The sequence below is a fragment of the Pseudomonas putida genome (genome assembly GCF_001941965.1).
GTDB lineage: Bacteria > Pseudomonadota > Gammaproteobacteria > Pseudomonadales > Pseudomonadaceae > Aquipseudomonas > Aquipseudomonas putida_L.
Window position 1 is genome coordinate 16260 of the sequence record NZ_MKZO01000079.1, and the last position, 26568, is coordinate 42827.

Annotated in this window: 23 protein-coding genes and 1 pseudogene; 7 read left to right on the forward strand and 17 right to left on the reverse strand. The window is 60.9% G+C overall.

Going from position 1 to position 26568, the window contains the following annotated elements:
* Positions 1–53 precede the first annotated feature (53 nt).
* The 8 genes and pseudogenes from PSEMO_RS31340 to PSEMO_RS33375 all read right to left on the reverse strand — a co-directional run bounded on the left by PSEMO_RS31340 (position 54) and on the right by PSEMO_RS33375 (position 5998).
* The gene (locus PSEMO_RS31340; protein WP_075806739.1) at positions 54–509 is read right to left on the reverse strand and encodes a hypothetical protein; all 456 of its coding nucleotides are present in this window, start codon (positions 507–509) and stop codon (positions 54–56) included.
* Between the two features lie 104 nt (positions 510–613).
* Positions 614–889, reverse strand: a complete 276-nt coding sequence (locus tag PSEMO_RS31345) for a hypothetical protein (protein WP_075806740.1) — start codon at positions 887–889, stop codon at positions 614–616.
* Between the two features lie 241 nt (positions 890–1130).
* Positions 1131–1271, reverse strand: a pseudogene (locus tag PSEMO_RS33370) (IS5/IS1182 family transposase); the annotation flags it as partial.
* A gap of 17 nt (positions 1272–1288) precedes the next feature.
* Entirely contained in the window at positions 1289–2479 is a 1191-nt protein-coding gene (locus tag PSEMO_RS31355) for a relaxase/mobilization nuclease domain-containing protein (RefSeq protein WP_075806742.1), read from the reverse strand.
* Positions 2480–2483: 4 nt separating this feature from the next.
* Positions 2484–2810, reverse strand: coding sequence for a plasmid mobilization protein (locus tag PSEMO_RS31360; protein ID WP_144443660.1), 327 nt, complete (start codon positions 2808–2810; stop codon positions 2484–2486).
* Between the two features lie 871 nt (positions 2811–3681).
* On the reverse strand, positions 3682–4428 hold the full coding sequence (locus PSEMO_RS31365) for a DUF2971 domain-containing protein (protein ID WP_075806744.1): 747 nt from the start codon (positions 4426–4428) through the stop codon (positions 3682–3684).
* Positions 4429–4561: 133 nt separating this feature from the next.
* A complete protein-coding gene (locus PSEMO_RS31370) occupies positions 4562–5080 on the reverse strand; it encodes a hypothetical protein (RefSeq protein WP_075806745.1) in 519 nt (172 codons plus the stop codon).
* A 273-nt stretch (positions 5081–5353) separates the two neighbouring features.
* Entirely contained in the window at positions 5354–5998 is a 645-nt protein-coding gene (locus PSEMO_RS33375) for a hypothetical protein (RefSeq protein ID WP_144443661.1), read from the reverse strand.
* 947 nt (positions 5999–6945) lie between these two features.
* Between PSEMO_RS33375 and PSEMO_RS31380 the strand changes: the two genes are divergently transcribed.
* Positions 6946–7950 (forward strand): Fic family protein, encoded by a 1005-nt coding sequence (locus PSEMO_RS31380; RefSeq protein WP_075806747.1) that lies wholly within the window; start codon positions 6946–6948, stop codon positions 7948–7950.
* A 51-nt stretch (positions 7951–8001) separates the two neighbouring features.
* Entirely contained in the window at positions 8002–9690 is a 1689-nt protein-coding gene (locus PSEMO_RS31385; protein WP_075806748.1) for a diguanylate cyclase, read from the forward strand.
* On the opposite strand, the gene PSEMO_RS31390 is transcribed toward PSEMO_RS31385, so the two are convergent.
* Positions 9676–10563, reverse strand: a complete 888-nt coding sequence (locus PSEMO_RS31390) for a LysR substrate-binding domain-containing protein (protein ID WP_075806749.1) — start codon at positions 10561–10563, stop codon at positions 9676–9678. The genes PSEMO_RS31385 and PSEMO_RS31390 overlap by 15 nt on opposite strands.
* 107 nt (positions 10564–10670) lie before the next feature.
* Between PSEMO_RS31390 and PSEMO_RS31395 the strand changes: the two genes are divergently transcribed.
* On the forward strand, positions 10671–11627 hold the full coding sequence (locus PSEMO_RS31395; protein WP_075806750.1) for a DMT family transporter: 957 nt from the start codon (positions 10671–10673) through the stop codon (positions 11625–11627).
* 103 nt (positions 11628–11730) lie between these two features.
* On the opposite strand, the gene PSEMO_RS31400 is transcribed toward PSEMO_RS31395, so the two are convergent.
* Positions 11731–13320 (reverse strand): sensor domain-containing diguanylate cyclase, encoded by a 1590-nt coding sequence (locus PSEMO_RS31400; RefSeq protein WP_075806751.1) that lies wholly within the window; start codon positions 13318–13320, stop codon positions 11731–11733.
* Positions 13321–13560: 240 nt separating this feature from the next.
* Between PSEMO_RS31400 and PSEMO_RS31405 the strand changes: the two genes are divergently transcribed.
* Positions 13561–16152, forward strand: a complete 2592-nt coding sequence (locus tag PSEMO_RS31405; protein WP_075806752.1) for a sensor domain-containing protein — start codon at positions 13561–13563, stop codon at positions 16150–16152.
* Between the two features lie 97 nt (positions 16153–16249).
* Here the strand turns inward: PSEMO_RS31405 and PSEMO_RS31410 are convergent, their stop codons facing one another.
* From PSEMO_RS31410 to PSEMO_RS31425, 4 genes are all read right to left on the reverse strand, one after another.
* Positions 16250–17494, reverse strand: coding sequence for an OprD family porin (locus tag PSEMO_RS31410; protein ID WP_075806753.1), 1245 nt, complete (start codon positions 17492–17494; stop codon positions 16250–16252).
* Positions 17495–17522: 28 nt separating this feature from the next.
* Complete coding sequence (locus tag PSEMO_RS31415) at positions 17523–19181, reverse strand: cation acetate symporter (protein WP_075806754.1); 1659 nt, start codon at positions 19179–19181, stop codon at positions 17523–17525.
* A complete protein-coding gene (locus PSEMO_RS31420) occupies positions 19178–19504 on the reverse strand; it encodes a DUF485 domain-containing protein (protein ID WP_075806755.1) in 327 nt (108 codons plus the stop codon). Before PSEMO_RS31420 ends, PSEMO_RS31415 begins: the two co-directional genes overlap by 4 nt.
* A 405-nt stretch (positions 19505–19909) precedes the next feature.
* Positions 19910–20824: a LysR family transcriptional regulator gene (locus tag PSEMO_RS31425; RefSeq protein WP_064303161.1), complete on the reverse strand. Its 915-nt coding sequence runs from the start codon at positions 20822–20824 to the stop codon at positions 19910–19912.
* Between the two features lie 130 nt (positions 20825–20954).
* Here PSEMO_RS31425 and lysA point away from each other — a divergent pair, with 130 nt between their 5' ends.
* A complete protein-coding gene (lysA, locus tag PSEMO_RS31430) occupies positions 20955–22172 on the forward strand; it encodes a diaminopimelate decarboxylase (protein WP_075806756.1) in 1218 nt (405 codons plus the stop codon).
* Between the two features lie 142 nt (positions 22173–22314).
* On the opposite strand, the gene PSEMO_RS31435 is transcribed toward lysA, so the two are convergent.
* Together PSEMO_RS31435 and PSEMO_RS31440 are read right to left on the reverse strand one after the other, a co-directional pair.
* Complete coding sequence (locus PSEMO_RS31435) at positions 22315–22833, reverse strand: cysteine hydrolase family protein (protein ID WP_075806757.1); 519 nt, start codon at positions 22831–22833, stop codon at positions 22315–22317.
* A gap of 207 nt (positions 22834–23040) precedes the next feature.
* Positions 23041–23472 carry an MAPEG family protein gene (locus PSEMO_RS31440; protein WP_075806758.1) on the reverse strand — a complete coding sequence of 144 codons (432 nt, stop codon included), beginning with the start codon at positions 23470–23472 and terminating at the stop codon, positions 23041–23043.
* Positions 23473–23701: 229 nt separating this feature from the next.
* On the opposite strand from PSEMO_RS31440, the gene PSEMO_RS31445 reads away from it, so the two are divergent.
* A complete protein-coding gene (locus PSEMO_RS31445; protein WP_075806759.1) occupies positions 23702–24367 on the forward strand; it encodes a hypothetical protein in 666 nt (221 codons plus the stop codon).
* A 227-nt stretch (positions 24368–24594) separates the two neighbouring features.
* Here the strand turns inward: PSEMO_RS31445 and PSEMO_RS31450 are convergent, their stop codons facing one another.
* Entirely contained in the window at positions 24595–25311 is a 717-nt protein-coding gene (locus PSEMO_RS31450) for a hypothetical protein (protein WP_144443662.1), read from the reverse strand.
* A gap of 387 nt (positions 25312–25698) precedes the next feature.
* On the opposite strand from PSEMO_RS31450, the gene PSEMO_RS31455 reads away from it, so the two are divergent.
* Entirely contained in the window at positions 25699–26472 is a 774-nt protein-coding gene (locus tag PSEMO_RS31455; protein WP_144443663.1) for a hypothetical protein, read from the forward strand.
* The last annotated feature ends 96 nt before the right edge of the window (positions 26473–26568 follow it).

The window sequence follows — 26568 nt, forward strand, 5'->3', positions numbered from 1 at the left end:
GCGTTTTGTCGCTTGCTGCGACCTACTAAGATTTTTGAGCGTTTAAGTGCGTCTTATGCCTCATGCTTCTTTTCTATCGGCATCAGTGCCATGCCTGCAAACTCATCAATAGCTTCTTCAAGAATCCATTCGTCTTCAATTCGAATGAGTAGTTCGCTGTGCGCGTCAGACTCAGCCAGAGATTTGAAGTCTGGGAAAGAATGAAACTCAGAGTCCATTGCCGTTGATCTCACGACGTCCCGAATATCGCTTTCGTCTGCAGCAGTTGTGTAGTCGCAGTCGGCATCAAGGTTGACACGACTATCCGAGAATTCGTTCGCAACGGAGTGGATGGTCTTGCGCAATTCTGCGGCTTCTTCCGCGGAAAGATTTAGCTGGGTGGTTACTACTTCGACAGCCTTTGCATTCCATGATTCAGTGCTGGAGTGATAGTCGAAGCAAAACTCATTGTAAGCGCTGAGTGTTTTGCGAATCAGGTCAGTGTCATTGGTTTGAATTACGGCTGTCATGATGAATTTCTCTTGCTCGGTTGGTGTTTTTAGGTGTGAATGGTTTAAATGCAGTCACTGATGTTGAAGTGGTCGAAACCGGACGCATGGGTTGGGGTTGGCGTTCAAAATGCTTTGATGCACCTGATTTGATCTGTCAGCTTGAATTTTTGCAAGACTTTGTCGATCTCATCAAGATCAAGGTCTTCACAATATTCAAGGCCCCAGTCTAAGTCTTCTGAATCATTCTCGCGGCCTTTTCTGAGGGCGTTGCGATCGATCAACAGTGTGATGGGGTCAACAGCGATCGTTATAACGTCGTTGCCGATTTGCATATCTGCATACGCATAACTGGAACTGTCGGTTTCTTGGACAATGACTACGCCGATAATGGTACTCATGAACAGGCTCCTGGGACGGGCTTTTAGGCTACCTGATGACATAGGCGCAAATCAAGTATCTGCCATGATATGTCTGGCTGATTGCCACAGGCTTCCCTGAAAGCGACATAGGGTAGAGATTCTCCGATCCACTCAGCACGGGTCATATGACCGGCGCTGAAATAGCCCTCGTCAAGCCATCCAAAGCCCAGGTGCGGGCAACATGCCTTCGCGTGATCAAGCGGCAGCTTGCATGCGTGAAGGCCAGAACCCCTGCCGCCAGGGGATGTTTCTTCAGCAGGTGCCGGAATTTCATGATTGTCGTGTCTTCGGGGATCGGCGCGCTGGGCGTCAGGCGCGCAAATTGGAGCATCGGAGTGGCCTCGCAACCCGCTTCTAACATCAGGCTCTTTCCCGCAGTCAGCTCACGAGCTCTCTGTCAGACTGCCATGCCATCGATAGCTCCTGTTCCTGCACGAACTGGGGCAGGGTGAGCAAGTCCGAACGCAGCTGGTAGTAGCGCTCGCCGGGCTTTTTGTCCTCAAGCTCCCAGTTAGCTTGGATGCCTAGGAGGCTCAGGAGCAGAGCGATGATGGCTTTGATTGTGTCTTCGAGCTCCTTTTGCTGACGCGCTTTGAAGCTAAGACGGAGAGGTCTTCGATTCTTGGCTCTGAGCACGATGTAGTAGACTCGCACTCGTTCTTCGCGCTCTGAATCTCTTCGCGCAGCCTCTCTCTCAAGAGCTGGAAAGGTTTCTGGGTCATAGGATATTCCCTCCAGGCTGACCAATTTTTGGAATGTGAGGCGGCTGCGTTTGAGCTTGCGACCAGGGATGATGGTGCCTTGGTGCTCGTACGCGATGCCGCTGGGTTGGCCCTCCTGGTTTTTTGTGAAGTGGACGAAAACCCTCTGCTGGCGTAGGAGCCGAATCAGCATGAACATGTCGCCATGGGCCTGTTGAGTGGTTTCAACGGCGCCTGCGATTTTCGCGATCATTCTGTGCTTGAGAGGGATCGTCCCTTCGCGCTCAGCGGCTTCCAAGGCGTTCCTAGAAATTGCGGTTCCCCAGGTTTTCGTAGGCGATGGGGCTTTGCTCAGGTCGAAGTGATCCTCAATCCTGGAGGTGGAGTCACAGCTGCGGGAGCGCTCGTTGCTGTCCCTCACTATGCTGAACTCTTCATCCAGGCGAATGCGGTTGGCGACGATATGGACATGCTCGTGATCGGTGTCCCCGTGAAGAACAGCGACCCACTTGTTCCTCTCATCAAAGCCGAGGTCGGACAGGTACATCTCGATCGCTTCGCGCCACTGTTCGTCGTTTAGGTGCTCACCAGGAGGTAATGCGAGGATTGCGTGCCAGACGGGCTTTACCACGCGATCACTATCAATTGCGTTGTTTCGCAACTTTTCGACAGCATCAAACTCAGCAATCATGCCTTCGGCATCGATCTTGTCCTTGTCATGCCCATGGCGCAAAGGATCAGGCGAAAAGCAGTTGCGGCCAATCGTTCTGATAGTTGTCAGTGCATGCTCGTGCTTCCGCAAGCCAAATATATACTCGATGCGGTTTCTGAAAGAGCCCACGCCTTTGTCTGTGATTTTTCCAATCATCTTATTATTCTCCAATGCCCAGTAGGCGATTATTTATTTTAAATAGCTCTTGGATAACTTGCTCAAGGCCTTCGCCTTTATTGAGCAGGCCAGCGATCCGTTGCAGCTCCAAGGAAAGTTGGATGTGAGTCAGGGGGATGCGCACCTTGCCTAGGGCTTTGGAGTGGATAAGGAAGTCGCGAACGAAAGCGCCTGCGGCTTGGTAGCCGGCTTCCTCACACTTGCTCTTAATGATCTCTCGCTCTTTTGCACTCAAACGAATGATGAGCGGTTTGTCTCGGCGTTTGGCAGCATCAAGTGTTGGTCTGCCTTTCTTGTTATTGTTATTCACGCGCAACCTCCGAAGGAGAGTGAGCAGCATTAAATGTCTATCGTAGACACAACTGGCCACCCACAAGATCTAGTTTTATTATGCAAATGGAGCAAGGGGTGGTGGAAGTGTTTTATGAAAAATATTTGACTTAAATGTCGCTAAAAGTGCCTCAAAAGGCAACTCAAGTGCCAGTCTTGGCACCGGAAGTGTCTTAAATGGCCCGATATACTTCTGACTTCGCAATGTGTCAATGCGATATATCGTGGCTGTTACTGTGTGTGAGTGCGGTGCGTGTCAGATGTCGCTTTGCTGGTGTGCGAAATTATGAATAGTCGCAGTCAGGAAGAGCGAAATGTCCTCATGTCACTAATCGTGAATGCGAAATACCTGGGTGTCGCAGTCGACCGCAGTGACCTAATGCTGGGTCGCACTCATGCTGAGCGGAGCTTGGTGCTTTATCCGAAATGCGAAACCTGTGTGTCCGCTCGATCAGAAGCTGTAGACCGCATACGCCTGGAAGATATGGGAAGTATCACGGCTGCCGAGCAGATCCTCTGCACCCTGGCCAGGCTTTGCGAAGCGCGCAGCGCGTCACGCCACTGAATAACGGCGTCGAGGTAGACGTCGAACCGAGCCGCACACTAAGGCTGGCCAACTCTGCATCGCAGGGATTCCGTCCCGAGTAACGAAGGGACTGGTGCATTCGAACCCACTCCCTTCAGCCGGGTGGAAAGGGCTATCCAGCCACATTCTCCGGCTCCCAGCAAAGCGAAGCGCTGAGGGCGCGTCCAATGGCCGGTTTGTTGCTCCGGCCACTGACAGTCAGCGGAAATCTGGATCACGTCACCCTTTGCGCAGCGAGCTAGGCCTCATTCCTAGGCCTGAATTTTCACGATGCGGTGGGAGCTACGTACGGACGGAAGCCGAGCCCAAAGAAGTTTTCAAGCAAGAACGCCTCCCTGAATTCGATTCCTGGTGTATGGCGCAGAATCTCGTAGATATCTCGCTTATGGGCCTCAGGCATGCGCGCGCCGAAGATGATGGCGGAGACGGTGGCTGGAGCTTGATAAAGCTTCTCGCCAACATCCATGATCGCTCGCCATTCTTTCTCGTAGCTCCATTGCTTGGCCTTAGTGAACAAGCAGGCATCCAAAAAATTCTCCGTGGCGCTGGCAGGCAGGTTTTTCGCCGAGAGTGACGGGTACACATCGGTGTACTTCACAGGTTTGGCCATGGTCTGCAGCGGGGAGGTCTCATCGATTTTGTACTCGATGCAGAAGCCCTTGTGATACTCGGCGTAGTGAGACCACATCAGAATTTCATCGGGTACCTCGCTGAGGCAAAGCACGCCAATGTTTTGCATGAGCGCACCGAGTCCGTCGCGAAGCCGCTCATAAGCAAGCTCGTCCTCCTTGCACGGCACCTTGAGTGAGTCCTCCACCGCAGCATTTTGTGTTGCCTTCTCGACCGCGTGGACTACGGACTCTGCCAGCTTGCTGCGGTCGAGGTTGATGGCGCAGTCAAACGGGTCATTAAAGGAGGCCGGCGTGGACAGCCAGACTTTTTTATCGGCCAGGGACTGCAGCGAGTACTGCGTGACGCGTTGGTATTTATACAGGTGGGAAGGCGTGCTCATGGTGTCCTGGTTCACTGGGCAGATGGGGTGTCGCCTGCTTGGCGGCTGGGCTTGCTGCGCAACATCCCACTTTAGCCCGGAAGCCAAGCCTGAAGCTACCTAACCTGGGGCTTCTGAGCCGCCCCTCGCTTGCTCACCGGCTGGAAGTCGCCGCTCGGTCGCCAAGCTCTGGCTTCATGATGGCGCGAATGTCGTACAGCAAGCTGCTCACGTCATGTAGCTTGCTGATGAACTCTTCCAGTATCTCGTTGGTGACCTCGAAGTAGCGGTTTTTCTCGTCCAGCCGACGGTGCAGAATTTGCTGCCTGGCCTGGTTGGTGATCGGGTAGGCATGCATGATGTCCGATCGCCGGGTGTTCAGCGCTTGGAACATGTCAGCGGCGGCGCGGCCAATAGGCCCGACCTCTGGCTTCGTGGCTTTGGCTTTCTTTACGCACTTGCGAAATTCGCTGAGGATCTCGCCACCCGTTCTTGCCTGAAGCGCAGTGCGATTTACGACCGGATCCATGTGGTGAGCGAGCTCGGCCATGAAGCTGCTGAGGGAGGCAAAGCCGTACAGCGCAACTCCAAGTCGGTAGATGTATCCATCGTCAGCAGGAAGCGCGAGCCGGGTGAGTCCTCTGATGGCTTTGGTGTTTAGTTCGAAGGTCATGACGTGTACTCCAATATCCTTATCACGTACAGAAGATGCCGGGCTCCGGCCTGCGTGCAAGCCTGATCGCAGCAGTGGCAGATGACCTGACCGAAACCCAAAAAGCCGGTCACGGCGACCTAGGCTTCTGCGCCCAGTACCTGACTGCCAAGAACCAGTAATCAGCGTTGCTCAAGCCTCGGTACGTGCCGCATAGGCGTTCCGGGGCTTTTTATTGCCCATTTTGCGACTTGTTATGCCGGCTCACTATGAGCAAGAAACTCCTGCTCAGTCTCAATGAGGCATTTCATCTCTCGAACAACCACAAACTCCAAAGTCGCTGGAAGCCCTAGGGCATCTAGCTCGCCCTCCGCAATTGCATAACCCGTTTCGGGGGAGTCCGACCCCAAAAATGCGCAAATCCAAGCTATCAAGTACCTCATCACGGTAGAGTTCTCCGTACAAGGAGTGGAAAATATAATGAATAGAGCCCACATTTTCTCTTAACAGGGGCAAAACATATAGATCATTTTTATGAGACTCAAGATCTCCGCGAACTATCTTCCCCCAACCATCAAATGAGTCAAGTAGCTCACCGGGCTCCATAGTCACAATCAGGGACGCATGCTCACCTGGCACCCGCTTCAGCTGGAAATGGAGCAATGGCAATCCGCAATGAGTAGTATAATTTCTTAGCTTGTACAACAGCCTGTAAGAAAAATACTTATCAAACTCGGAGCCGAGCAAATCTACATGGCTGGTTAGTTCAGCAGAGCATTCTCCGAAAGCACGAATTATCTTCAGTCTAAAGTGATCCACAAAAATTCGTGACGTATTTAAAAACTCAAGAATTAAGGCGCCAGGCTCAAATGAGTAATCTACAAGCGCTTCTTGATTCAACTCCGCATTTGACCTAACCGCTTCCACGGCATTCTTCATGAACCTCTCGTAAGCCTCAAAAGCCCTGACAACCAACCGAAACAACTCGTGATCTTTGCTAAATTTTCGAATTATTGCTGCATGCCTGCGATACAATTCATACTCATCTACAGAAAGATCACGAACAAACTTGGTTCTCATCCCCTCAGCAAGCACTAGCTGATATTTTTTTTGGTGAGTCGCTCACTGCACTTTACTCTCTTTATTTTTCACAACCCCAACACCATGTAACAAAATTGCTTAGTCACATTCTGTTTTTTGCCGAATCAGCCTACCTTGAAAGAAAACCAAAAAAAAGCCGCCCTGAAGGGCGGCGCAGATGTCGGCTGGTGAGACCGAAGACCAGTAAAAAGCTGGGCTAGATTAGTGCTAGCCCTCTGGTTCACCTAGGCGTGAGGGTGAGCGGTGACTTGTATTGGTAGTGTCGGTCGGCAGTGCCAGGGGTTGGACAGACTTCTTGGGGCATTGGCATAGCCAGCGACTGGACTGATGCAGAGCTGAGGGAGCGAAAGGGGGTCTTTAGGCGGGCGTAAGGGGGGCGACCAGTGGTTCTGAAATTGCACACTGAGTGCACACGGGATAGCCTGTAGATCTGCGGAAGGCCAGTAAAATCAAGGCTTTCAGGCGGTTTTGTCGATCCCATCCATCATCGGGGCCACGCTGAAGCGGCGGGACAGGGCGGCAGGCTCGGTATGCAGGGTGGTGACGGATTCTGGGAGCATTTTTCGACTACGCGGTGTTGGGGCTCGTCAGGGCGCTTCGGCTTGCGGGCGGAAGGGGCTGTGACAGAGGAAAGGGCGTCAGTTTACCAGCATGGGCGGGGGTTGGCTTGACGTGGTATCGACTTGGAGGAATAGCGGGTTGATTTCCCTTGGGCGGGCGTTAACCTTGAGCCTTCGAGATGAGTCTTCAATCGGCCCAGAGGCCGTTGCCGGAGTGCCAGGCTGTTGAGCCGCTACCAACCCCCGTTGACCCTGACCCCACGCATGCTGGCCCTGACCGCCGAGATAGCCGAGCGCGTAGGGCGTTTATCGGCCGTACATGAAGATGCCCTGACTCCGCAACTGCGCCGGGGCAATCGCATCCGCACCATCCAGGCATCCCTGGCAATCGAAAACAACACCCTGAGCGTCGAGCAGGTGACGGCGGTGCTGGAAGGCAAGCGCGTGCTTGGCCTGCCGCGGGAAATCCAGGAAGTGCGCAATGCTTTCTCCGCCTACGAGGCCATGTCAGGCTGGCATCCGGCTCGTCGCGATGATCTGTTGGCGGCCCATGCGTTATTGATGCACGGACTGATCGACGACGCTGGTCACTACCGACAGGGCGGTGTCGGTATCTATCGAGGCGACCGCTTGCTGCATATGGCACCACCGGCCAGCCGCGTCGCGCAGTTGCTGGATGATCTGCTCGACTGGCTGGAGCGCAGCGAGCTGCATCCGTTGATTGCCAGTTGCGTGTTCCATTACGAGTTCGAGTTCATCCATCCGTTCGCGGACGGCAATGGGCGCATGGGGCGACTGTGGCAGACGTTGATTCTCAGCCAGTGGCGAGCGGTCCTCGCTTACTTGCCGGTGGAAAGTGTGATTCGTGAACAACAGGATGCTTACTACGAGGCGTTGGCACGTTCGGACAAGCTTGCCGAGGCGACGCCTTTCGTTGAGTTCATGCTTGGAGCGCTACGCGAAGCGTTGCTCGAAAGTGACGCCACCGCACAAGTAACCGCACAAGTAACCGCACAAGTAAATGAGCAAGTAGCGCGTCTCCTGGAACATCTCCTGCCCGGAGAGGCATTGAAAGCCAGTGAGTTGATGCAACGCTTGGGACTGACGCACCGTCAGGCCTTCAGCAACAGCTATCTCAAGCCAGCTTTGGCCGCAGGCGTGATCGAGATGTTAAACCCGGACTCTCCCCGCAGCCCCGCGCAAAAGTACCGTCGAACTCCCAGGTCATAAATCGGCAGCAGCCTATACTCACCGCTCCCCAGCCCCTCACCCGGAGCCCTCATGGAGCAGAGAAAATCCGGTTCGTTCGCCATCCTCCGCCTTGTCCAGGCCCGCGCCCGGGGCAACCCGCGACGTACGGTGCTGCTGTGCTTCAGCGTGCTGTTCCTGATTACCCTGGTCCTGGCCTGCCGGCAGTACTGGCTGGTGCAGGAGCGCGAGCTGGATCATCGCCAGTACAGCCTGCATCTGCAGGCGATCGTGATGGAGACGGCGCTGGCCACCGAGCGGCGCGAGATGCACTTTCTGCGTGCCACGGCCGAACGGACATTGCTGGCTGCCCGCGAACTGCCCGGCGCATCCTCAGCACCGTTGTCGACCGGCGCGACAACGGGCATCGAGGTGGCAGCGGGAGACGCGCCGGTGCGCATCATCAGCGACGAGCAGGTGCGCGCGATCCCGGGGCTCAGCCGCAGCCCCGGACAATTGGCCGAGGATCTGCGCCTGGCACGGTGGATGAGCAGGGTGCTGGCGGTGCTGTTCCAGGGCAGCAATCAGCAGGACCACCTGTTCTATGTCTCCAGCTCCGGGGTGATGGTGGCCTATCCGCCGATCGACGATCAGCATGTCGAGCCGACCCTGCGCCAGTTCGCAGCCTCGCGTCTGTTCCATGACGAAAGCAGCGGCGAGTTCGAGGTGCGTTTCAAGGCGGTGCAAGGGCAGGTCTTCAGCAGCGATCCGCGCCTGTTGCTGGGGACGCCGCTGCGGATCGACGGGGTATTGCGCGGGGCGCTGGTGTTCGATGCGCCGCAGCAGCGGGTCCAGGAGTATCTGTATCGCACCACGCCAGTGGATGAGGCCCATGTCCTGCTGGACGGCGAGGGCGAATTGATCGCCTCCAGCGAACGCCACTTCAACGCAGAACAAGGCCTGGACGGGGTGTTCGGCGCCGCCGCCGATCCACGCAGCGACCTGCGTGGTGCGGGCCTGGTCGATTATGGCCAGGGCCCGGTGCTCTATCGCGAACTGGAAGGCTCGCGGGCGCTGCTGTTGGCCCATATTCCTGCGGCCAGCCTGCGCTGGGCGGTGATTTCCCAGTTCAGCACCTTGTTCGTCTGCCTGTGGGTATCCCTCGCGGCACTGATGGTCATCACTTTGCTGATCGTCGATCGCCTGTTCCGCAGCCAGCTCGCCCTCAACGAACGCATGCGCGACCTCGGCCTGGTCGATCCGCTGACCCGCCTGGCCAATCGTCGCCGCCTGCAGACCGACTTCGACGGCCTGGCCCGGCGCCTCAAGCGCGAGCAGCCGATGGCCCTGCTGATGCTGGATATCGACAAGTTCAAGCGGATCAACGACAACTGGGGCCATTCCACTGGCGACGAGGTGCTCAAGCACCTGGCGACCCTCTGTTCCGCGCTGGTGCGCCCGCAGGACCTGATGGCCCGCTATGGCGGCGAGGAGTTCTGCGTGCTGATGCCCGGTGTCGCCATCGAGCAGGCCAGTGCCATGGCCGAGACCTTGCGCGCGGCAGTGGCGCAGTCGGTGTGCCTGCCCAACCCGCAGACCATGCTCAGTACCGCGCCCTCGCCGGAAGTGCGCCTGACCATCTCCGTCGGGGTGGCCGAGGTGCTGCTGGACGACTGCCATTCGCTGGAGGAACTGGTCGCCCGGGCCGACCGGCGCTTGTATGCAGCCAAGCAGAACGGACGCAACCAGGTGGTGGCGGACGACGCCCTACGGGTGGTCTGAGAGGAAAGTCACCAACTGCCGGCCGTGGGAACCGAGGGTTTCCCACTGCCGGAAGCAAATGCGCAGTTCCAGGGTCGCCCAGCGCTCGCCAAGCGCGACCCAGCGCACCGGCAACTCCTGCTCCAGCCGCCGTGCCAGGGTTTCTGGGAGCATGGCGATCCCGGCACCCTGGGCCACCAGTTGCGCGATGGCCTCGAAGCCGGGGGCGCGGACGCGGATCTTCAGGGGCATGGACAGGCTCATGGCCTTTTCCTCGACGAAGCGCTGCATGGCCCGTTCCGGTGGCAGGCAGACGAACGGATACCCGAGTGCATCGTGCAAATAGAGTTGCGCGTGCTCTGCCAGCGCATGCTCCGCCGGCACCAGCAGGACCAGGCGCTCGGTGCGGAAGGGCAGCGACACCACGCCCTCGTTGACCAGGTTGCCGTCATACACCCCGATCTCGCATTCCCCCGCCCGCACCCTGCGCAGGATATCCGCGCTCGAGTGCTCGACCAGATGCAGGTCGATCTCCGGATAGTCGAACAGGAACGGCCCAAGCACCGTGGGCAGGATGGTGCTGTTGGTCACGGTGGACGCCGCCAGGTGCAGGGTGATGCGCTTCTGCCCGGCCAGCTCCTTGAGCGTGTCTTCCAGCTTGCGCGCTTCGCCGAGCACCGCGCGCGCCGATTCCAGGACCAGGCGTCCGGCCGGGGTGAGCTGCATGCCGTCGGCGCGACGACTGAACAGGGCAACGCCGCTACGCTCCTCGAACTGGCGCAGGCGGGTGCTGGCGGCCGACACCGCCACCGGAAAGCTCGCGGCGGCCTTGCTCAGGCTGCCGCTTTCGGCGATAGCAGCGATCAGGCGCAGGTCGGGCAGGTCGAAGTGCATCCTTGGTTTCTCCAATTCAGAACGCCCTGTTCGGAAAAAAGCGATTCTGGCGGATCGGCGTTCTGTTCAGAATAAGCCTGTCATATTTTGGTGCAGAGCTCTACGAAATGGCTTTCTCTCCCCGGATTCAGCGCTACATCGATAACGGCAGCCTGTTCGCAGTGCTGGCGGCCCTGGGTTTCAGCCTCAAGGCGATCTTCGTCAAGCTGGCCTACGCCGCTGGCACGGTGGACGCGATCACCTTGCTGGCCTTGCGCATGGCGCTGTCCCTGCCGCTGTTCCTCTGGCTGGTGTGGTCCAGCCGGCATCACGCCAATGCGCCGCTGACCTGGGGCAGCGCGGGCCGGGTGATGTTGCTGGGGCTGTTCGGTTACTACCTGGCGAGCCTGTTCGATTTCTACGGCCTGCAATACATCAGTGCCGGGCTGGAGCGGCTGATTCTCTTCACCTATCCGACCCTGGTGCTGATCTTCCAGGCCGTGGCCCTGCGCGAGAAGCCGACGTTGCGGGTGCTGGCGGCGATGGGGCTGTGCTACTTCGGGTTGGGCATCGCCTTCGTGCACGATGTCAGTGTGTCCGGGGTCGGCAACCAGGTGATCATCGGTTCGCTGTGGGTGTTCGCCAGCGCCGTGACCTACGCGCTGTATTACTCCGGCACCGGGATGATGCTCAAGAGCATGAGTTCGATGCGCCTGGCCGGGCTGGCGGGAACGGCGTCGTCCTTGATGGTGCTGGGGCACTATGCGTTGACCGGGGACTTCTCCCTGCTCGGCCATCTGCCGGCGGCGGTGTGGCTCAACGCCCTGGCGATGGCGGTGTTCTCCACGGTGCTGCCGATCTACTGGGTGTCCCTGGCGATCCAGCGCATGGGCGCGACGCAGACGGCGGCGGTGGGCAACCTTGGGCCGGTGCTGACGGTGTTCGCCTCGTGGGCGGTGTTGAGCGAGGAGATCTCGTTGTACCAGATCGTCGGGTTGGGGCTGGTGCTGTTCGGGGTGTCGCGGTTGAAGCCGGGGAAACCCAAGGTGGAGGCGGTGGGCGTTGGCAAGGCTGAGGCTCTCTAGTGTTTTCAAGGGCCTCATCGCTGGCAAGCCAGCTCCCACAATAGCGTGCACCGCCGAACCTGTGGGAGCTGGCTTGCCAGCGATGAGGCCATCAGCAACACCATCAAGCTGAAGATTTGACCCCCTCTCCCAAAACCACACAAATCCGGTTCCTGCCCTCCTGCTTGGCCCGGTACAACTGCTCATCCGCCACCTCGAACACCCTGGCTGCGTTCTCCGAATACAACGGCCAGGCCGCCACGCCCATGGACACGGTCATGTGCCCGATGGTCTCGAACGTCGTCTCCTCCACCACGCTGCGCAAGCGCTCCGCCACCCGTACCGCCGCCTCCGGCGTGGCCCCCGGCAACAGCATGAAGAACTCCTCGCCCCCGGAACGGCAGATCACGTCGTTGTCCCGCGAGCAGCCGCGCATCAGTTCGGCCAGGGCCTGCAGGACTTCATCTCCCACCGCGTGCCCGAAGGTGTCGTTGACCTGCTTGAAATGATCGATATCGATCGCCACCACCGCGAACGGCCGCTTCTCCGCTTGCCACAGGGTCACCGCCAGATCCAGGCCGCGGCGGTTGCGCAGGCCGGTCAGCGGGTCGGTCTGGATATCGTGGTTGAGCTTGCCGAGGCGCTCATGCAGCAGGCTGAGGCCAATCAGCAGCGCACGCTTGAGCTCGGAAGATTCGAAGTACCAGGAGCGCACGCGCTGGATCTGCCCGCTGGTGTCCGGCTCGCTGAGTTTGTGCGCGCCTGCGGCCAGTTGCTTGAGCGGCTGGGCGATGATCCGCGAGAACCACCAGATCAGGATGAAGCTGATGATCGCCAGCGGGAGGGTCTTGGCGAACATGCTCAGGAGCAGGTCATTGAGCCCATCGAGGGTCGCTTCGGTGGAGCGCTGGGCGACGATGCCCCAGTGCGCCGAGTGCACCGTGGCGAAACCGGCGAGCATGTCCACGCCCTGGCTATTGACCACCCGTTGGGTTCCGCTGTCGCGGTCGGCAAGGCTGTCGATCAGGCTGTTGGCCCCGACGATGCTGCCGACCCGCTCGGCGTCCGGGTGATAGAGCAGCCGCCGGTTGGCATCGACCACGTAGAGGTAGGAACCATTCTTGTAATAGTGCTCGCCGAGCAGTTCGTTGAGGATGCTCTTGTGCTTGAGGTAGATGCTCCCGCCCACCAGCCCGAGGTAGTTGCCGCCACGGTCGAAGACCGGGTGGGAGATGAAGATGATCAGGTTGTTGGTCGAGGAAATATAGGGGCTGGAGATCATCGGCTTGCGTTCGCGCAGGGCCGCCAGCGCGCCCTCGGTCTGCAGCTTGCGTCCGACGATTTGCAGGGTGTCCGGCGAGGTGGACAGCACCAGGCCTTCGGCATTGGTGACGATGATCGAGTTGAAGGTGTTGGTCTGCAGGCGCAGGCGCGCGGCCTCGGCGTCGAGGAAGGCGTTGTCGTCGAAATTGCGGGTCAGCAGATTGGCCGCGTAAGCCAGTTGCTGCTGCGACGCCTGCAGGTAGGTTTCGGTACTGGACGCCAGTTTCGAGGCGTAGGCGTGGTTGGCTTCCAGGGCATTGTCGATGAGCAACTGGTATTGCACGCGGTAGCTGGCATGGAAGCTGTTGAGCAGGGTGACTAGGGCCGTGATCAGCGTCAGCAGGAGAATCAGGCTGCGCAGGTCCCAGCGAAAGAACGTCTTGAACGGCACCGAAGCCCCCTTGCTTCTGATCCGGTAGAGTGCCGACAAGGGTAAGCCAATGGCCACAAGGAAGGTAGGCCAATGCGCGCGATCAGGTCTGGTGATGGACCGGCCACCGGCAGCAGTAATATCATGGAGCTATCAAATCCTCTGCCATGAAGGCGATGGACCCGTGCTCCCGGATCATCGCCCGGCACCGGCTTTTTCAAGGACCCACCGGCCGCAGGGCCGGCATCTTTTGAGTAGAACATGACGTCTCAGGACAACCGTTCCATCGAATTGTCGCTGGCTCAACTGGCCGCCCTCGACCGGGTGATGGCAATCGCCGAGTTCAGCCCGGACGGCACCCTGCTGCGGGCCAATGAAAACTTCCTGACCCTGATGGGTTACAGCCTGGAGCAGGTGCGGGGCCGGCATCACCGCACCTTCTGCTCGGCCAAGCAGGTGCAGAGCCCGGACTACGCCGACTTCTGGCCGCGCCTGCGCAACGGCGGCGGCAGCTCCGGCATCGTCGAGCGCATTCGCAGCGACGGCCGCAGTTGCTGGCTGGAGGCGACCTACACCCCGGTGTTCGACGAGCAGGGCGAGCTGGCCCAGATCCTCAAGATCGCCACCGACATCACCTCGCGCCTGGCCCAGGAACGCACGCAGCAGGAGCGCCTGCGCATGCTCTCGCTGGTAGCCGATGCCAGCGACACGGCGGTGATGATCAGCGACAGCCAGCGCCGTATCGCCTACACCAACGCTGGCTTCGGGCGCATGTTCGGCTGGCGTGCCGACGAGATCAAGGGCCGCAGCCCGATGGCCCTGCTGGTCCCGGAAAGGGACGAGCAGAGCATCGCCGAGTACTACGCCGAGATGTACGCCGCCGGCTCCATGCAGCGTGAAGAGATCGTCGTCGGCAAGCAGGGCCAGCGGTATTGGGCCAAGGTGGTGAGCAACCCGGTGTTCGATGCCGGCGGCAACCTGCAGCACACCGTGACCCTGTTCACCGACATCACCCAGGCCAAGATGCACGAGGCCTTGCAACACCGGGTGCTGGAGTCCATGGCCCGGGAGCAGCCGCTGACCGAGGTGCTGGAACTGATCTGCCAGGAGGTGGAGCGCATCGCCCCGGAACTGGCGGCCTCGATCCTGCGGGTCGACGAGGAAGGGCAGTTGCACTCCCTGGCCGCGCCCAGCCTGCCGGCGGAGTACAGCCGCCAGCTCAACGGCGTGCGCATCGGCCCGACGGTCGGCTCCTGCGGGACGTCGGCCTGGCGCAATGAGTCGGTGCTGGTCGATGACATTCTCAGCGATCCGCTGTGGGCCGATTACCAGGGGCTGGCCAGCCAGCTGGGCTTTCGCAGTTGCTGGTCGACGCCGATCCGCAACAGCCAGGGCGCGGCCATCGGCACCTTTGCCTTCTATTTCCGCCAGCCGCGCAATGTCGCCTCGGCGCTGTTCCACCAGCGTCTGGTGGATGCCTGCGCGCACCTCTGCGCCCTGGCCCTGGAGCGGGAAAACTCGCGCCAGCGGATCCGCCAACTGGCCTATTACGACGCCCTGACCGGGCTGCCCAACCGCAGCCTGCTACAGGCCAAGGCCGACCAGGCGATCGCCAGCGCCGACCGCAACAACGAGCAGGTTGCGGTGCTGTTCATCGACCTTGACCGCTTCAAGCAGGTCAACGATTCCCTCGGGCATCCGGCCGGTGACGAGCTGCTGCGCCAGGTGGCTGCGCGCATGCGCAGTGAACTGCGTGCCTCTGATATCGCCGGGCGTTTGTCCGGCGACGAGTTCGTGGTGATCCTGCCGCAGTGCGATGCTGACCATGCGGCTGATGCGGTGGAGCGTATCCAGGTTCTGCTCAGTGAACCCCTGACCATCGCCGACACCCACCTGGCGATTTCCGCCAGTGTCGGCGTGGCCATGTACCCGTCCGACGGCTGCGATGTGGACACGCTGTTGCACCGTGCCGACATGGCCATGTACCAGGCCAAAAGCAGCGGTCGCGGCTGCTTCAGCTTCTTCAGCAGCGAGTTGAACAAGCTCGCCCAGGAACGCCTGGCCCTGGAAAATGCCCTGCGCGAAGCCTTGCAGAAAGGCCAGTTGCGCCTGCATTACCAGCCGCAGGTGGAGATGGCCACCGGACGCTTGTACGGGGTCGAAGCCCTGGCGCGCTGGACGCATCCGCAGTTGGGCGAGATCTCCCCGGCGCGCTTCATTCCGTTGGCGGAGGAGTGCGGCCTGGTCGCCGAACTGGGGCGCTGGGCATTGCGTGAGGCCTGCCGGCAGTTGTCCGAATGGCGGGCCAGTGGCCTGGCGGTGCCGGCGGTGGCGGTGAACCTCTCGCCGACCAGTTTCCATAACCTCGACCTGCCGCGGATGATCGCCGACACCCTGCGCACCCATGACCTGGCGCCGGCGGACCTGACACTGGAGCTGACCGAGAACATCCTGCTGGACACCAACCCGAGCACCATGAAGACCATCGACGAAGTGCATGCCCAGGGCGTGCGCCTGTCGATGGACGATTTCGGCACCGGCTATTCCAGTCTGAGTTACCTGCGGCGCTTGCCGGTGTCGGAGTTGAAGCTGGACCGCAGCTTCGTTGCCGACATCGAGACCGACGAAGCGGCGCGGGCCTTGAGCAATGCGATCCTGGGGATCGGCCGCAGCCTGCACCTGACGGTGGTGGCGGAGGGCATCGAGACCGAATCGCAGAGCGTCTGGCTGGAAGAGCAGGGGTATCCGGTGGCCCAGGGCTACCTGTTCTCGCCGCCGCTGGCGCCGGATGCCCTGGCCCGCTGGCTGGAGGAGCGGGTGGTGGTGTTGGGGGAGGCTGAGGTTTTGGGGTGACCTTGAGGGCCCTATCGCTGGCAAGCCAGCTCCCACAGGTTCAGCGGTGCACGCGATACCTGTGGGAGCTGGCTTGCCAGCGATGAGGCCCTGAGGATCACCAGAGCGCCAGGGTGTAACTCACGATCAAGCGGTTCTCATCCAGATCATTGCCGAAGTGGCTGGAACGCACCGTCGCATTCCTCCACTTCACCCCCAGGTTCTTCAGCGGCCCGCTCTGGATCACATAGCCGATATCCATATCCCGTTCCCACTCCTTGCCCTCCGGCCGTCCGGCCCCCAGATCGATTTCGTCGCCGCTCAGATAGCGGGTCATGAAGGTCAGCCCCGGGATCCCCACGCTGGCGAAGTTGAAGTCATAGCGCGCCTGCCAGGAGCGTTCGTCCTTGTTGGCGAAGTCGCCGATCTGCACGAAGTTCACCAGGTACGCATCGGCGCCATTGATGTAGGCGAAGCCGGTGTCGCCGCTCATGCGCTGGTAACCCAGGCCGAAGGCATGCCCGCCGACGCCGTAGGTGAACATCGCCCCCAGTGCCTTGTTGTCGACATTGCTGCCGCCGTCATCCAGCGAGCGGGCGAAGCGCAGGTCGCTTTTCAGCGTCTGCCCGCCGCCCAGCGCCCAGGTGTGGCCGAGACCGAGCAGGTGCTGGCGGTACAGGTGCTCGAGTTCGCCGTAGCTGTAGCTGCTGCTCAGGCTGTCGGTCCACTTGTAGTTGAGATGGCCGAAGTTGAAACGGTCGCTGGCGTTGCTGCGGGTGACGATGCCTTTCGCCGCCCCGGTGGTAAGGCTGATGTCCTCGTAGTCCTGGGAGTCGCGCTGGTTGACCTGGCGCAACTGGCCGAGGTCGAGGCTCAGGTTGTTGATTTCCTGCACCGTGACCTGCCCGCCTTGGAAGACCTGGGGCAGCAGGCGTGAATCGTTGGGCATCAATACCGGCAACTTGGGGATCAGCGTACCGAGCTTGAGCACGCTGTGGGAGGCGCGGACCTTGGCCGTCAGGCCGAGGTCGCCGTAGCTGTCCCGGGCCCGCTTGGGGGCTTCGCGGTCACGCTGCAGCAGGCCGCTGCCGGCGCGGTCCGGGCTGGAGTCGAGCTTGAGCCCGAGCAGGCCGATGGCATCCACGCCGAAACCCAGGGTGCCTTCGGTGAAGCCGGATTCGTAGCGCAGCAGGAAGCCCTGGGCCCATTCATCGATCTTCGACTGGGCCGCGCCGTCCTGGCGGAAGTCGCGGTTGAAGTAGAAGTTGCGCAGTTCCAGGCTGGCCTTGCTGTCGTCGAGGAAGGCGGCCTGGACCTGGCTGCAGAGGAGGGCGAGGGCCAGCGGGGTAAGAGTGCGGTACATGGGGGGATCTCTTGTTGTTGTTTTGGGATCAGTGACTGGAAGCGGCAGCGGCGCCAAGGCCGGTCTGGGCGCGGACGAACTGGTCGTCGAAGGCCTCGCGTTCACGGGCGGCGCGGGCGCTGTGGTCGAGCAGCGAGACCACCACCGTGACCAGGAACGCCAGGGGCATGGAGAACAGCGCCGGGTGGTCGTAGGGGTAGATGGCCTGGGCATTGCCCAGCACCGCGACCCACACCGCCGGCGACAGGATCACCAGCACCAGGGCGCTGACCAGCCCGGCGAAACCGCCGGCCAGGGCGCCGCGGGTGGTCAGGCCTTTCCAGTACATGGCCATGATCAGCACGGGGAAGTTGGTCGAGGCGGCTATGCCGAAGGTCAGGCCGACGAGGAAGGCGATGTTCTGGTTTTCGAACAGCAAGCCCAGGCAGATCGCGACCAGGCCCAGGCCCACGGTGGCGAAGCGGGTCACGCGCATTTCCTGTTGTTCGCTGGCCGTGCCTTTCTTCAGCACCGTGGCGTACAGGTCGTGTGAAATCGCCGAGGCCCCGGCCAGGGCCAGGCCGGACACCACCGCCAGGATGGTGGCGAAAGCTACCGCCGAGAGGAAACCGAGGAACAGGTTGCCGCCCACCGCCTTGGCCAGGTGCATGGCAACCATGTTGCCGCCGCCGATCAGCCCCGCTTTCAGGTCACCACCGACGAAGAACTGCGGATCGGTGCCGACGATCACGATGGCGGCATAGCCGAGGATCATCACCACCAGGAAGAAGAAACCGATGAAACCGGTGGCGTAGAACACCGACTTGCGGGCTTCCTTGGCGTTGGGCACGGTGAAGAAGCGCATCAGGATATGCGGCAGCCCGGCGATGCCGAATACCAGGCCGAGGGACAGCGACGCCGCGTTGATCGGGTCGGCCAGCATCGCGCCGGGGCCCATGATGTTCCAGCCCGTGGCATGGGCCTCGACGGCGCGGGCGGCGAGGGTTTCGAAGCTGAAACCGAACTCGGCCATGGCCAGCAGGGCCAGGGTGCTGCCGCCGACGAGCAGCAGTACCGCCTTGATGATCTGCACCCAGGTGGTGGCGATCATCCCGCCGAAGATCACATAGACCAGCATCAGTGCGCCGACCACCATCACCGCGGTGCGGTAGTCGAGGCCGAACAGCAGCTTGATCAGTTGCCCGGCACCGACCATCTGCACCACCAGGTAGCAGCACACCACGGTCAGCGAGCCGAAGGCGGCGAAGGTGCGGATGCGGGTCTGGTCGAGGCGGTAGGAGACGATATCGGCGAAGGTGAAGCGCCCCAGGTTGCGCAGGCGCTCGGCCATCAGGAAGGTGATGATCGGCCAGCCGACGAAGAACGCCACGGTGTAGATGAAGCCGTCGTAGCCCTTGGCGAAGACCAGGCTGGACAAGCCCAGCAGGGTGGCAGCGGACATGTAGTCGCCGGCGATCGCCAGGCCGTTCTGGAAACCGCTGATACCGCCGCCGGCGGTGTAGAAGTCCGAGGTCGACTGGGTCTGACGGGCGGCCCACCAGGTGATTGCCAGGGTGCCGAGGACGAAGACGAAGAACATGCCGATGGCATGCAGGTTGACCGGCTGTTTTTCCGCGACGATCGGCGCGGCGAGGGCGAGTGTCGGGGCCAGCAGCAGGGCGCCGAGGCAGAGCAGGTGACGGCTCATTTCAGTTCCTCCAGCAGTTCGCTGCTCATGGCGTCGAAGCGGGTATTGGCGCTGCGTACGTACCAGCCGGTGAGCAGCCAGGACAGCACGATCAGCGCCGCTGCCACGGGAATGCCCAGGGTCAGTTGGCGCCCCTCGGCCAAGGGTGCATGCAGCCAGTGCGGCTGGAAGGCCACCACCGCCATGAACAGGTAATAGGCGCCCAGCACGGCAGCGCTGAGGGACCAGGACAGGCGCGAGCGATTGCGTACCAGTTGCTGGAATTTCGGATTGGCGCGGATCCGCGCACAACGTTGGGCATGGGACAGGTCGGTGCTGCTCATGGGGTGGGGCTCCTTGGTTTTTCTTATGGTTTTTTGTCCGGCACTTTTTTCAGGGTGCAGGTGGTCGTGGCGGCGGGCCTGGGCCCGTCACCGGATGCGGAGGTGAAATGCGGCTGGCGCGTTTACGCGCCGGGGATAGGTGTTCGGAAGACGAAGAGGTGACGGCAGAGAACAGGACTGAATATCGACATGTGTGGCACCCGGCGGCTGATTGTTAGCTCTTGATGTTTGCCGCTTCCCTGTCGAGGAGAGGCGGCGCAGATGGCTCGGGGGGAGTTATATAACAGTCCTGAGTTTATATGGAAGTAATACCTGCAATATATAGTATTTATACTATATTAAACTTGGTTTTTATTGAGGTTTCTGGCTGAAGCGAGGCTGCTTAATGGATTAGTTACCAGATGGTCAGCGAATCTCTTCAAGACTCTCCATCAATTCCCCGGCCTCAGCCCTCAACGCCCCGCAAAACGCTTCGACGAACCCCGAAGACGGCCGAAACTCCGGCTGCACCAGCATCACCCGATACGGAATCGATACCTCCAGCCGCCGCACCTGCAACCCTCGCCCGGCCTCGCGCAGCGCGCTCAGCGGATTGATGATTGCTACCCCCAGCCCTTCACGCACCATGGCGCACACCGACGCCGCGTTGGTGGTCTCGATCACCGTATGCCGCTCGACACCGGCCTGGCGGAACTGCTCGTCGAGTTGCTGGCGATAGATATCCCGCCCGGCCAGGTTGATAAAGGCCACGCCCTGGAAGTCCGCCACCGCCAGGCGCTCGCGTTGCAGCAACGCATGTCCGTCGGGCAGCACGCAGAGCATGTCGGCGCTGAACAGCAACTCGCCCCGCGTGCCCCGTGGTACCTGTTCACCCTCGGTCAGCCCCAGGTCATGCCGCTGGGCACTGAGGGATTCCTCCAGCAACGGCGATTCCTGGGCACTGATGCACAGCCCGACCCCGGCATGCTGGCGCTGGAACTGCTTGCACACCCGAGGCAGCAGGGTCTGGGAAAACAGCGGCAGGCAGGTCAGGTCCAACTGGCCATGCTCGAAACGGCGGATCGACTCCACCAGGCTGTTGATCCGTTCCAGTCCCACATAGGAACGTTCCACTTCCTCCAGCAGCATCAGCGCCTGGGCGGTGGGCAGCAGGCGTCCGCCCTGGCGATCGAACAATGTCAGGCCACTGAGGCTTTCCAGGCGCGCCAGCTCCCGGCTCACGGTCGGCTGCGAGGTAAACAGCAGGCGCGCCGCGCCGGTGACGCTGCCGGCCAGCATGATGGCGCGGAAGACTTCGATATGGCGGACGGACAGGGACATGGCGGCAGGCCTGTTGCTGGAGAGGATGCATATCAGAACTGAATGATCTGACAAAGAATAGATATTTTTCTGAATGGCTGTCGTTCGGCATCATGGCGATCTTCCCAATCCCCGCAGGATGTTTCCCGCAATGACCACGCCTTCCGCCCTGGCCGCCGCCGCGCTGCAATTCCCCACGCCGTTCTGGACCTACGATGCTGCGGTGATCCGCGAGCGCATCGCGCGGCTGGACTGCTTCGACGTGGTCCGCTTCGCCCAGAAGGCCTGCTCCAACCTGCATATCCTGCGTCTGATGCGCGAGCACGGCGTGCGCGTCGATGCGGTGTCCCTCGGTGAACTGGAGCGCGCCCTGCTGGCCGGCTACAGCCCGGAAGGCGATCCGGCCGGCGTGGTACTGACCTGCGACCTGCTGGACAAGCCGACCCTGGCCCGCGTGGTCGAGCTCAAGGTCGAGGTCAACTGCGGCTCTATCGACATGCTGCGCCAACTGGGTGAACACTCCCCGGGCCATCGCGTCTGGCTGCGCATCAACCCGGGCTTCGGCTACGGCCACAGCCGCAAGACCAACACCGGCGGCGAGAACAGCAAGCACGGCATCTGGCATGACGAAATCGGCGATGCCCTGGTGGTGATCCGTCAGTACGGCCTGCACCTTGTGGGCATCCACATGCATATCGGTTCGGGTGTGGACTACGGCCACCTGGCCCAGGTCGGCGGGGCGATGGTCGCCACCATCAAATCGCTGGACCACGATATCGAGGCGTTTTCCATTGGTGGTGGTCTGTCCACGCCGTACCGCGAAGGCGACGTGGCGGTGGATGTGCAGCGCTACGCCAGCACCTGGCAGCAGGCCCGGGAAGAGATCGAGGCGTTCCTTGCCCACCCGGTGCGCATGGAGATCGAGCCGGGGCGTTTCCTCGTCGCCGAGTCGGGTCGCCTGGTGACTGAAGTGCGTGCGGTCAAGCGTGCGGGCAGCCGTCAGTTCGTGCTGGTGGATGCCGGTTTCAACGACCTGATGCGTCCGGCCATGTACGGCGCCTATCACCATATGAGCGTGGTCGACGCGGCGGACCGTGCCGAAGTGGAATGCGTGGTGGGCGGGCCGCTGTGCGAGTCCGGCGATGTTTTCACCCAGGACGACCAGGGCCTGGTCCCGCGCTTGCTGCCGCAGCCGCAGGTCGGTGATCTGCTGGTGATGCATGACACCGGGGCCTATGGCGCGTCGATGTCGTCGAACTACAACAGCCGGCCGCTGCTGGCCGAGGTATTGCTGGACGGGGCCGAGGTGAGGCTGATCCGTCGGGCGCAGCCGCTGGCTGATCTGCTGGCGCTGGAGCAGGGGCTGTAATTCAGGATCTTCATTGCTGCTGATGGCCTCATCGCTGGCAAGCCAGCTCCCACAGGTTCACCTCTGCCCTTGAGACCGGTGCAATCCCTGTGGGAGCTGGCTTGCCAGCGATAGGGCCATCAGCAGCACCACAAGGTCAGGATCAGAACTCGAACTCCTGAGCCATCACCACCCGACAAAACGCCCCCGCCAACGTCCCGTTGTGATGCGCCACGATCGCCTGCGCGCTCAACCCCGGCGTATCCGAACAGCTGTGCCCATCCGCCACCAGCACCGCCGCAAACCCCAGGTCCCCCGCAGCACGACAGGTGCTGTCCACGCAGTACTGCGTCTTCATTCCGGCGATCACCACGCCCGTAGCGCCACAGTCCCTGAGCATTTCCACCAACCCGGTGCCGACGAACGCATTCGGCCGGCGCTTCTCGAACACCTGCTCGCTGCCGTCCAGGCGCAGCTCGGGGATCAACCGGGTCAGCGCACTGTCCGGCGCCAACGGCGAGCCTTCAGGCCCCACATGCCGGGCCAGAAACACCGGCGCACCAGCGGCATGCGCCTTGTCCAGCAGGCTATTGACCACTTCGATCATCGCCTCGCCGCGCCACGGTTTATCCGGGCCATGAACCAGGCCGACCTGCAGATCAAGAATCAAGAGTGCATCCATGGGTATCGCTCCTTGTGATAAGCCAGCGATACCGGAACCCCAACGAAAAAGGCCCCGTCCATCGCTGGCGGGGCCTTTCGGGTCTGGCTGTCAGCAGCTCAGGAACACCCGTGCACCCCGCCGTTGGCGGTGGTGGTCGTGGTCGAGGTGCTGTGGAAAAGGTTCATGAAGCCGACAGTAGCGTTGATGGCGGGTTGATTGCAACCCTCACTGCAGTGCCAGCGCCCGGCTCACCACCATCCCGGCCAAGCCCAGGAGGCAGGCGAGGGCGATGGCATAGGCGAGGGTTCGCCACGGTTGCCATTGCCGCAGGTAGCACAGGGTATGGGCGATGCGCGCGGCCGTGAATACGCAGAATAGCGCCAGGCTGGCGCCGGCGGCAGTGTCCAGCGCCACGCACAGGCCGCCGAGCACGAAGAACAGCGGGATATTTTCCAGATCGTTGGCCCAGGCCCTGGCTGCCCGCGTGACCTGGGGCAACTCCTCGGGGCTCGCCTGGCGACCGACGAAGCGGGCGTCTTCGGCATTCTGGAAGGTCAGGCGACTGATGCGGTAGTAGCCCTGATAGCAGGAGATGCCCAGCATCTTCAGGAACAGGATCACGACACACAAGGCATACACGGACAGCAGGGCGCTCATAGTCATTCCTTTGCAAGCGATGGCGGTGACGCAGGCTAGCAGGTGGCCAGGCGGGGTACCTGATATTTCTGTCAGGTGTGGGAAATGTCTGCCGGTCATAGACTGGCACTGCGCAGTTCGGCGACTTCGCCGATGAAGGCCGGCTATGCCGCTGCCACGTGCCGATCTTCTTCGAACCCCGCGGGAACGAAGCATCCCAACGATTGCAGCGTTATCAGGAGAGGACATCATGGATGTCAAGATTCTTGCCCAGTTGCACGGTGTCAAAGCGCAAAGCGTGGTGGATCATCAGGAAGTCGACGGCGCGGACATCCTGCGTATCGACCTGAAAAACGAACCTGAACTGCGCCGTGCAATCGAAACGCGCGCGCGCGACCAGGATATTTTCGACACGGACCGGACGGTGGATGGCACGGCAGTGCGGTTCACGCCTGATCACCTTCTCAAGGCGCGGCAGCTCAATTTTGTCGATCCCGGTTTGCCCGGTGAGCCGCGTATCCCGGGCTGGCGCCTGGTAGCCGAAGTCTATGGGCCACGTGCCCTTCATGGTGCGGTCGTCGAACGTCTTGGGTTCTATACGTTCGACCGGCACAGTGGCAGCACGACCTATGATTTTTCCCAGCCCAACGAGCACCTCACCCGGCCTTGGGCGAGATACAGCCTGGGGTATCTGGACGAAGGTGACAAACTGGTGATGCTGGGGGTCAACCCCAGCAAGGGCAATATCGAGGTCAACCATATCGACACCGGCGAGAATGCCCAGGAGCTGAGCGGCACATTCGCCCGGGTGCAGTTCGACATGCCCAATCTCCATGAGCACTTCCCGCAAGCGCCTGACCGCGGATTCCTGGTGTACCTGCCGTCCGGTTTCTATCGGTTGAACGGCACCTGGTAACGGCGCAGCGACCTGATATTTCTGTCAGGTGTGCAGGGAAGGCCATCGCCATGGACTGGCCTTGCGCATTTCGGCGACCTCGCCAATGAAGGCCGGGCGTGCCGCTGGCACGTGCCGGTCTTCTTCGAACCCCGCCGGGACGAAGCGTTACGCAAATGCCGGCGCACTCGAGGCCAACGGTAGTCCGGATGGGGTATTGTCCGGGCTACAGTCTGGCGAGGAGCGGCTCAGGGCCGCGCCGTTGGTTGCTGCGCTGGGTCGATACGAGCCAGTTGCACGGCCAGGACGTGGGGGGTGAGCTTGGTGCTCTCGTCGTACATCCTGTTCTGAATGGCGCCGACCACCTGGATGGCAGATTGAATCGAGCTCTCGCTGATTTCCGCAAAGTTTGGCATCGAACCCAGCTTTGGCGAGTTGATCCCGATCTTGGTGATTTCCATGGTGCCGGTCAGGTTGCCGGCCTTGGCCGCGAAGCCGATGGCGATGAGGCTTCCAAGGTCGAGGTTGGCCTTCTTGGTAGTGATCGACGCTTTGATCCGGATCCCGACTCCCACCAGGCAGGGCAGGTTTCCATTGTCGGTGAGCTCGTCTCGGTACTTGGAGTAATCGAAGATCACCGTGTAGTTACCGGCATTGCCGGAAAACTTCGCTCCCATGTAGCCGACGCCCACTTCGTGGTCGGTCTTCAGGATCGATACAAAGTTCTTTTCCAGCGGCAGCAGGTCATTGATTTCCTGGTTGTTCAGTTCCGACCAGTATTGCCGCTTGATCCCGTTGCCCGTTTGCCTTTCTACCCAGTCCGAGTTGCCCGGATGCACCGAAACGAACTCGTTCGTGGTGGGTGTCAGCTGATGATTGTCGACGTTTTTGTAGGGCACGGCACAGCCCGCCAGCGCACTGCACATGGCGAGGCTTGCCGACAGGGCTTTAAGTGTTGTTGTCATGCGCGTACTTCCTTCCTGGAACTTGATGGGTGGCAGAATGATGGCCGGTTGCCGGGAGGAGCATAGATGATCCCGTGTGGGCCGGATGAGGGTATGGTCCAGGCCAGGGAAGAAAATGTCAGTGCGCAAATATTTTGTGTATCTGTCTGGTCATGAACGGCTTCCCCGCCGGTTGACCTGTACATTGCGTTCACCCATCGCCGCCGCCTCGGGTCATGGCGCGCGAAGCTCGCCGTTGCGCAGATCCTCTCGACATGGAGCCGCGGCACCAGGGCCATGCGCGGGATCAGCTAACGCATGGCCGGGCGGGGTACCTGGTATTTCTGTCAGGTGGGGGAAACCTCTGCCGGTCATAGACTGGCCTCGCGCAGTTCGGCGACCTCGCCGATGAACACCGCACGTGTCGCTGCCGCGCGCGGTTTTCTTCGAACCCCGTCGGGACGAAGCATCCTGTTCATTGCAGCGCTACGAGGAGACGACATCATGGATGTCAAACAACTTGCTTTGCAGGCGGGCCTGAGACCGGAGAGCGTGGTGGAACACAAGCACGTCAAGGGCGCGGATATCTTCCGTATCGATCTGAGCAAGGCGCCTGAGCTGCGTCGTGCTGCGCAGCAGCGTTCCGCTGGCGGTATCCAGTTGCCCGATGGCGATATCTTCAACACCGGGTTCCTGCTCGACGGTGTGGAGCGCGACCCCGGGTACGTTGCCGAGCATATGGGGAAGGAGCGCAACTACAACTTCATTGGTCCGGACCATAGACCCATTCCCGCCTGGTTCCTGAGGGCGGAAAACTACGCGCCCAACAGTCTGTATGGCGCGCTCGTTGAGTTCGTCGGCTTCTGGGTCTTCGATAAACACAGCGGCTCCACGACCTATGATCTCTCCACGCCGCACGACGGGAGCCGGCCCTGGATGCGCTACGGCCTGGGCTATTTGCCGAACCCTGACGTCTACATGTATTACATCTCGTTCGCGCCGACTTCGGGCTTTATAGAAGTTAACCATGACGCGGCTGGCGAAAACCGCATGGACCTGAACGGTGCGTTCGCGAAGGTGCATTTCACCATGCCCAACTGCCGCGATGTGTTCCCGCAGGCGCCGGACCGTGAGTTCACCGTGGAGCTGGGTGGCCATTACCAGCTTGTCGGCACCTGGTAACGCTGCGTGGCTGGCGGCCAGGCCCTGGGGGCTGGCCGCCGGCTTTGCAGGCGCATCGCACTCTTCAGGAGGCACCCCCATGAATCCCGATTTTCT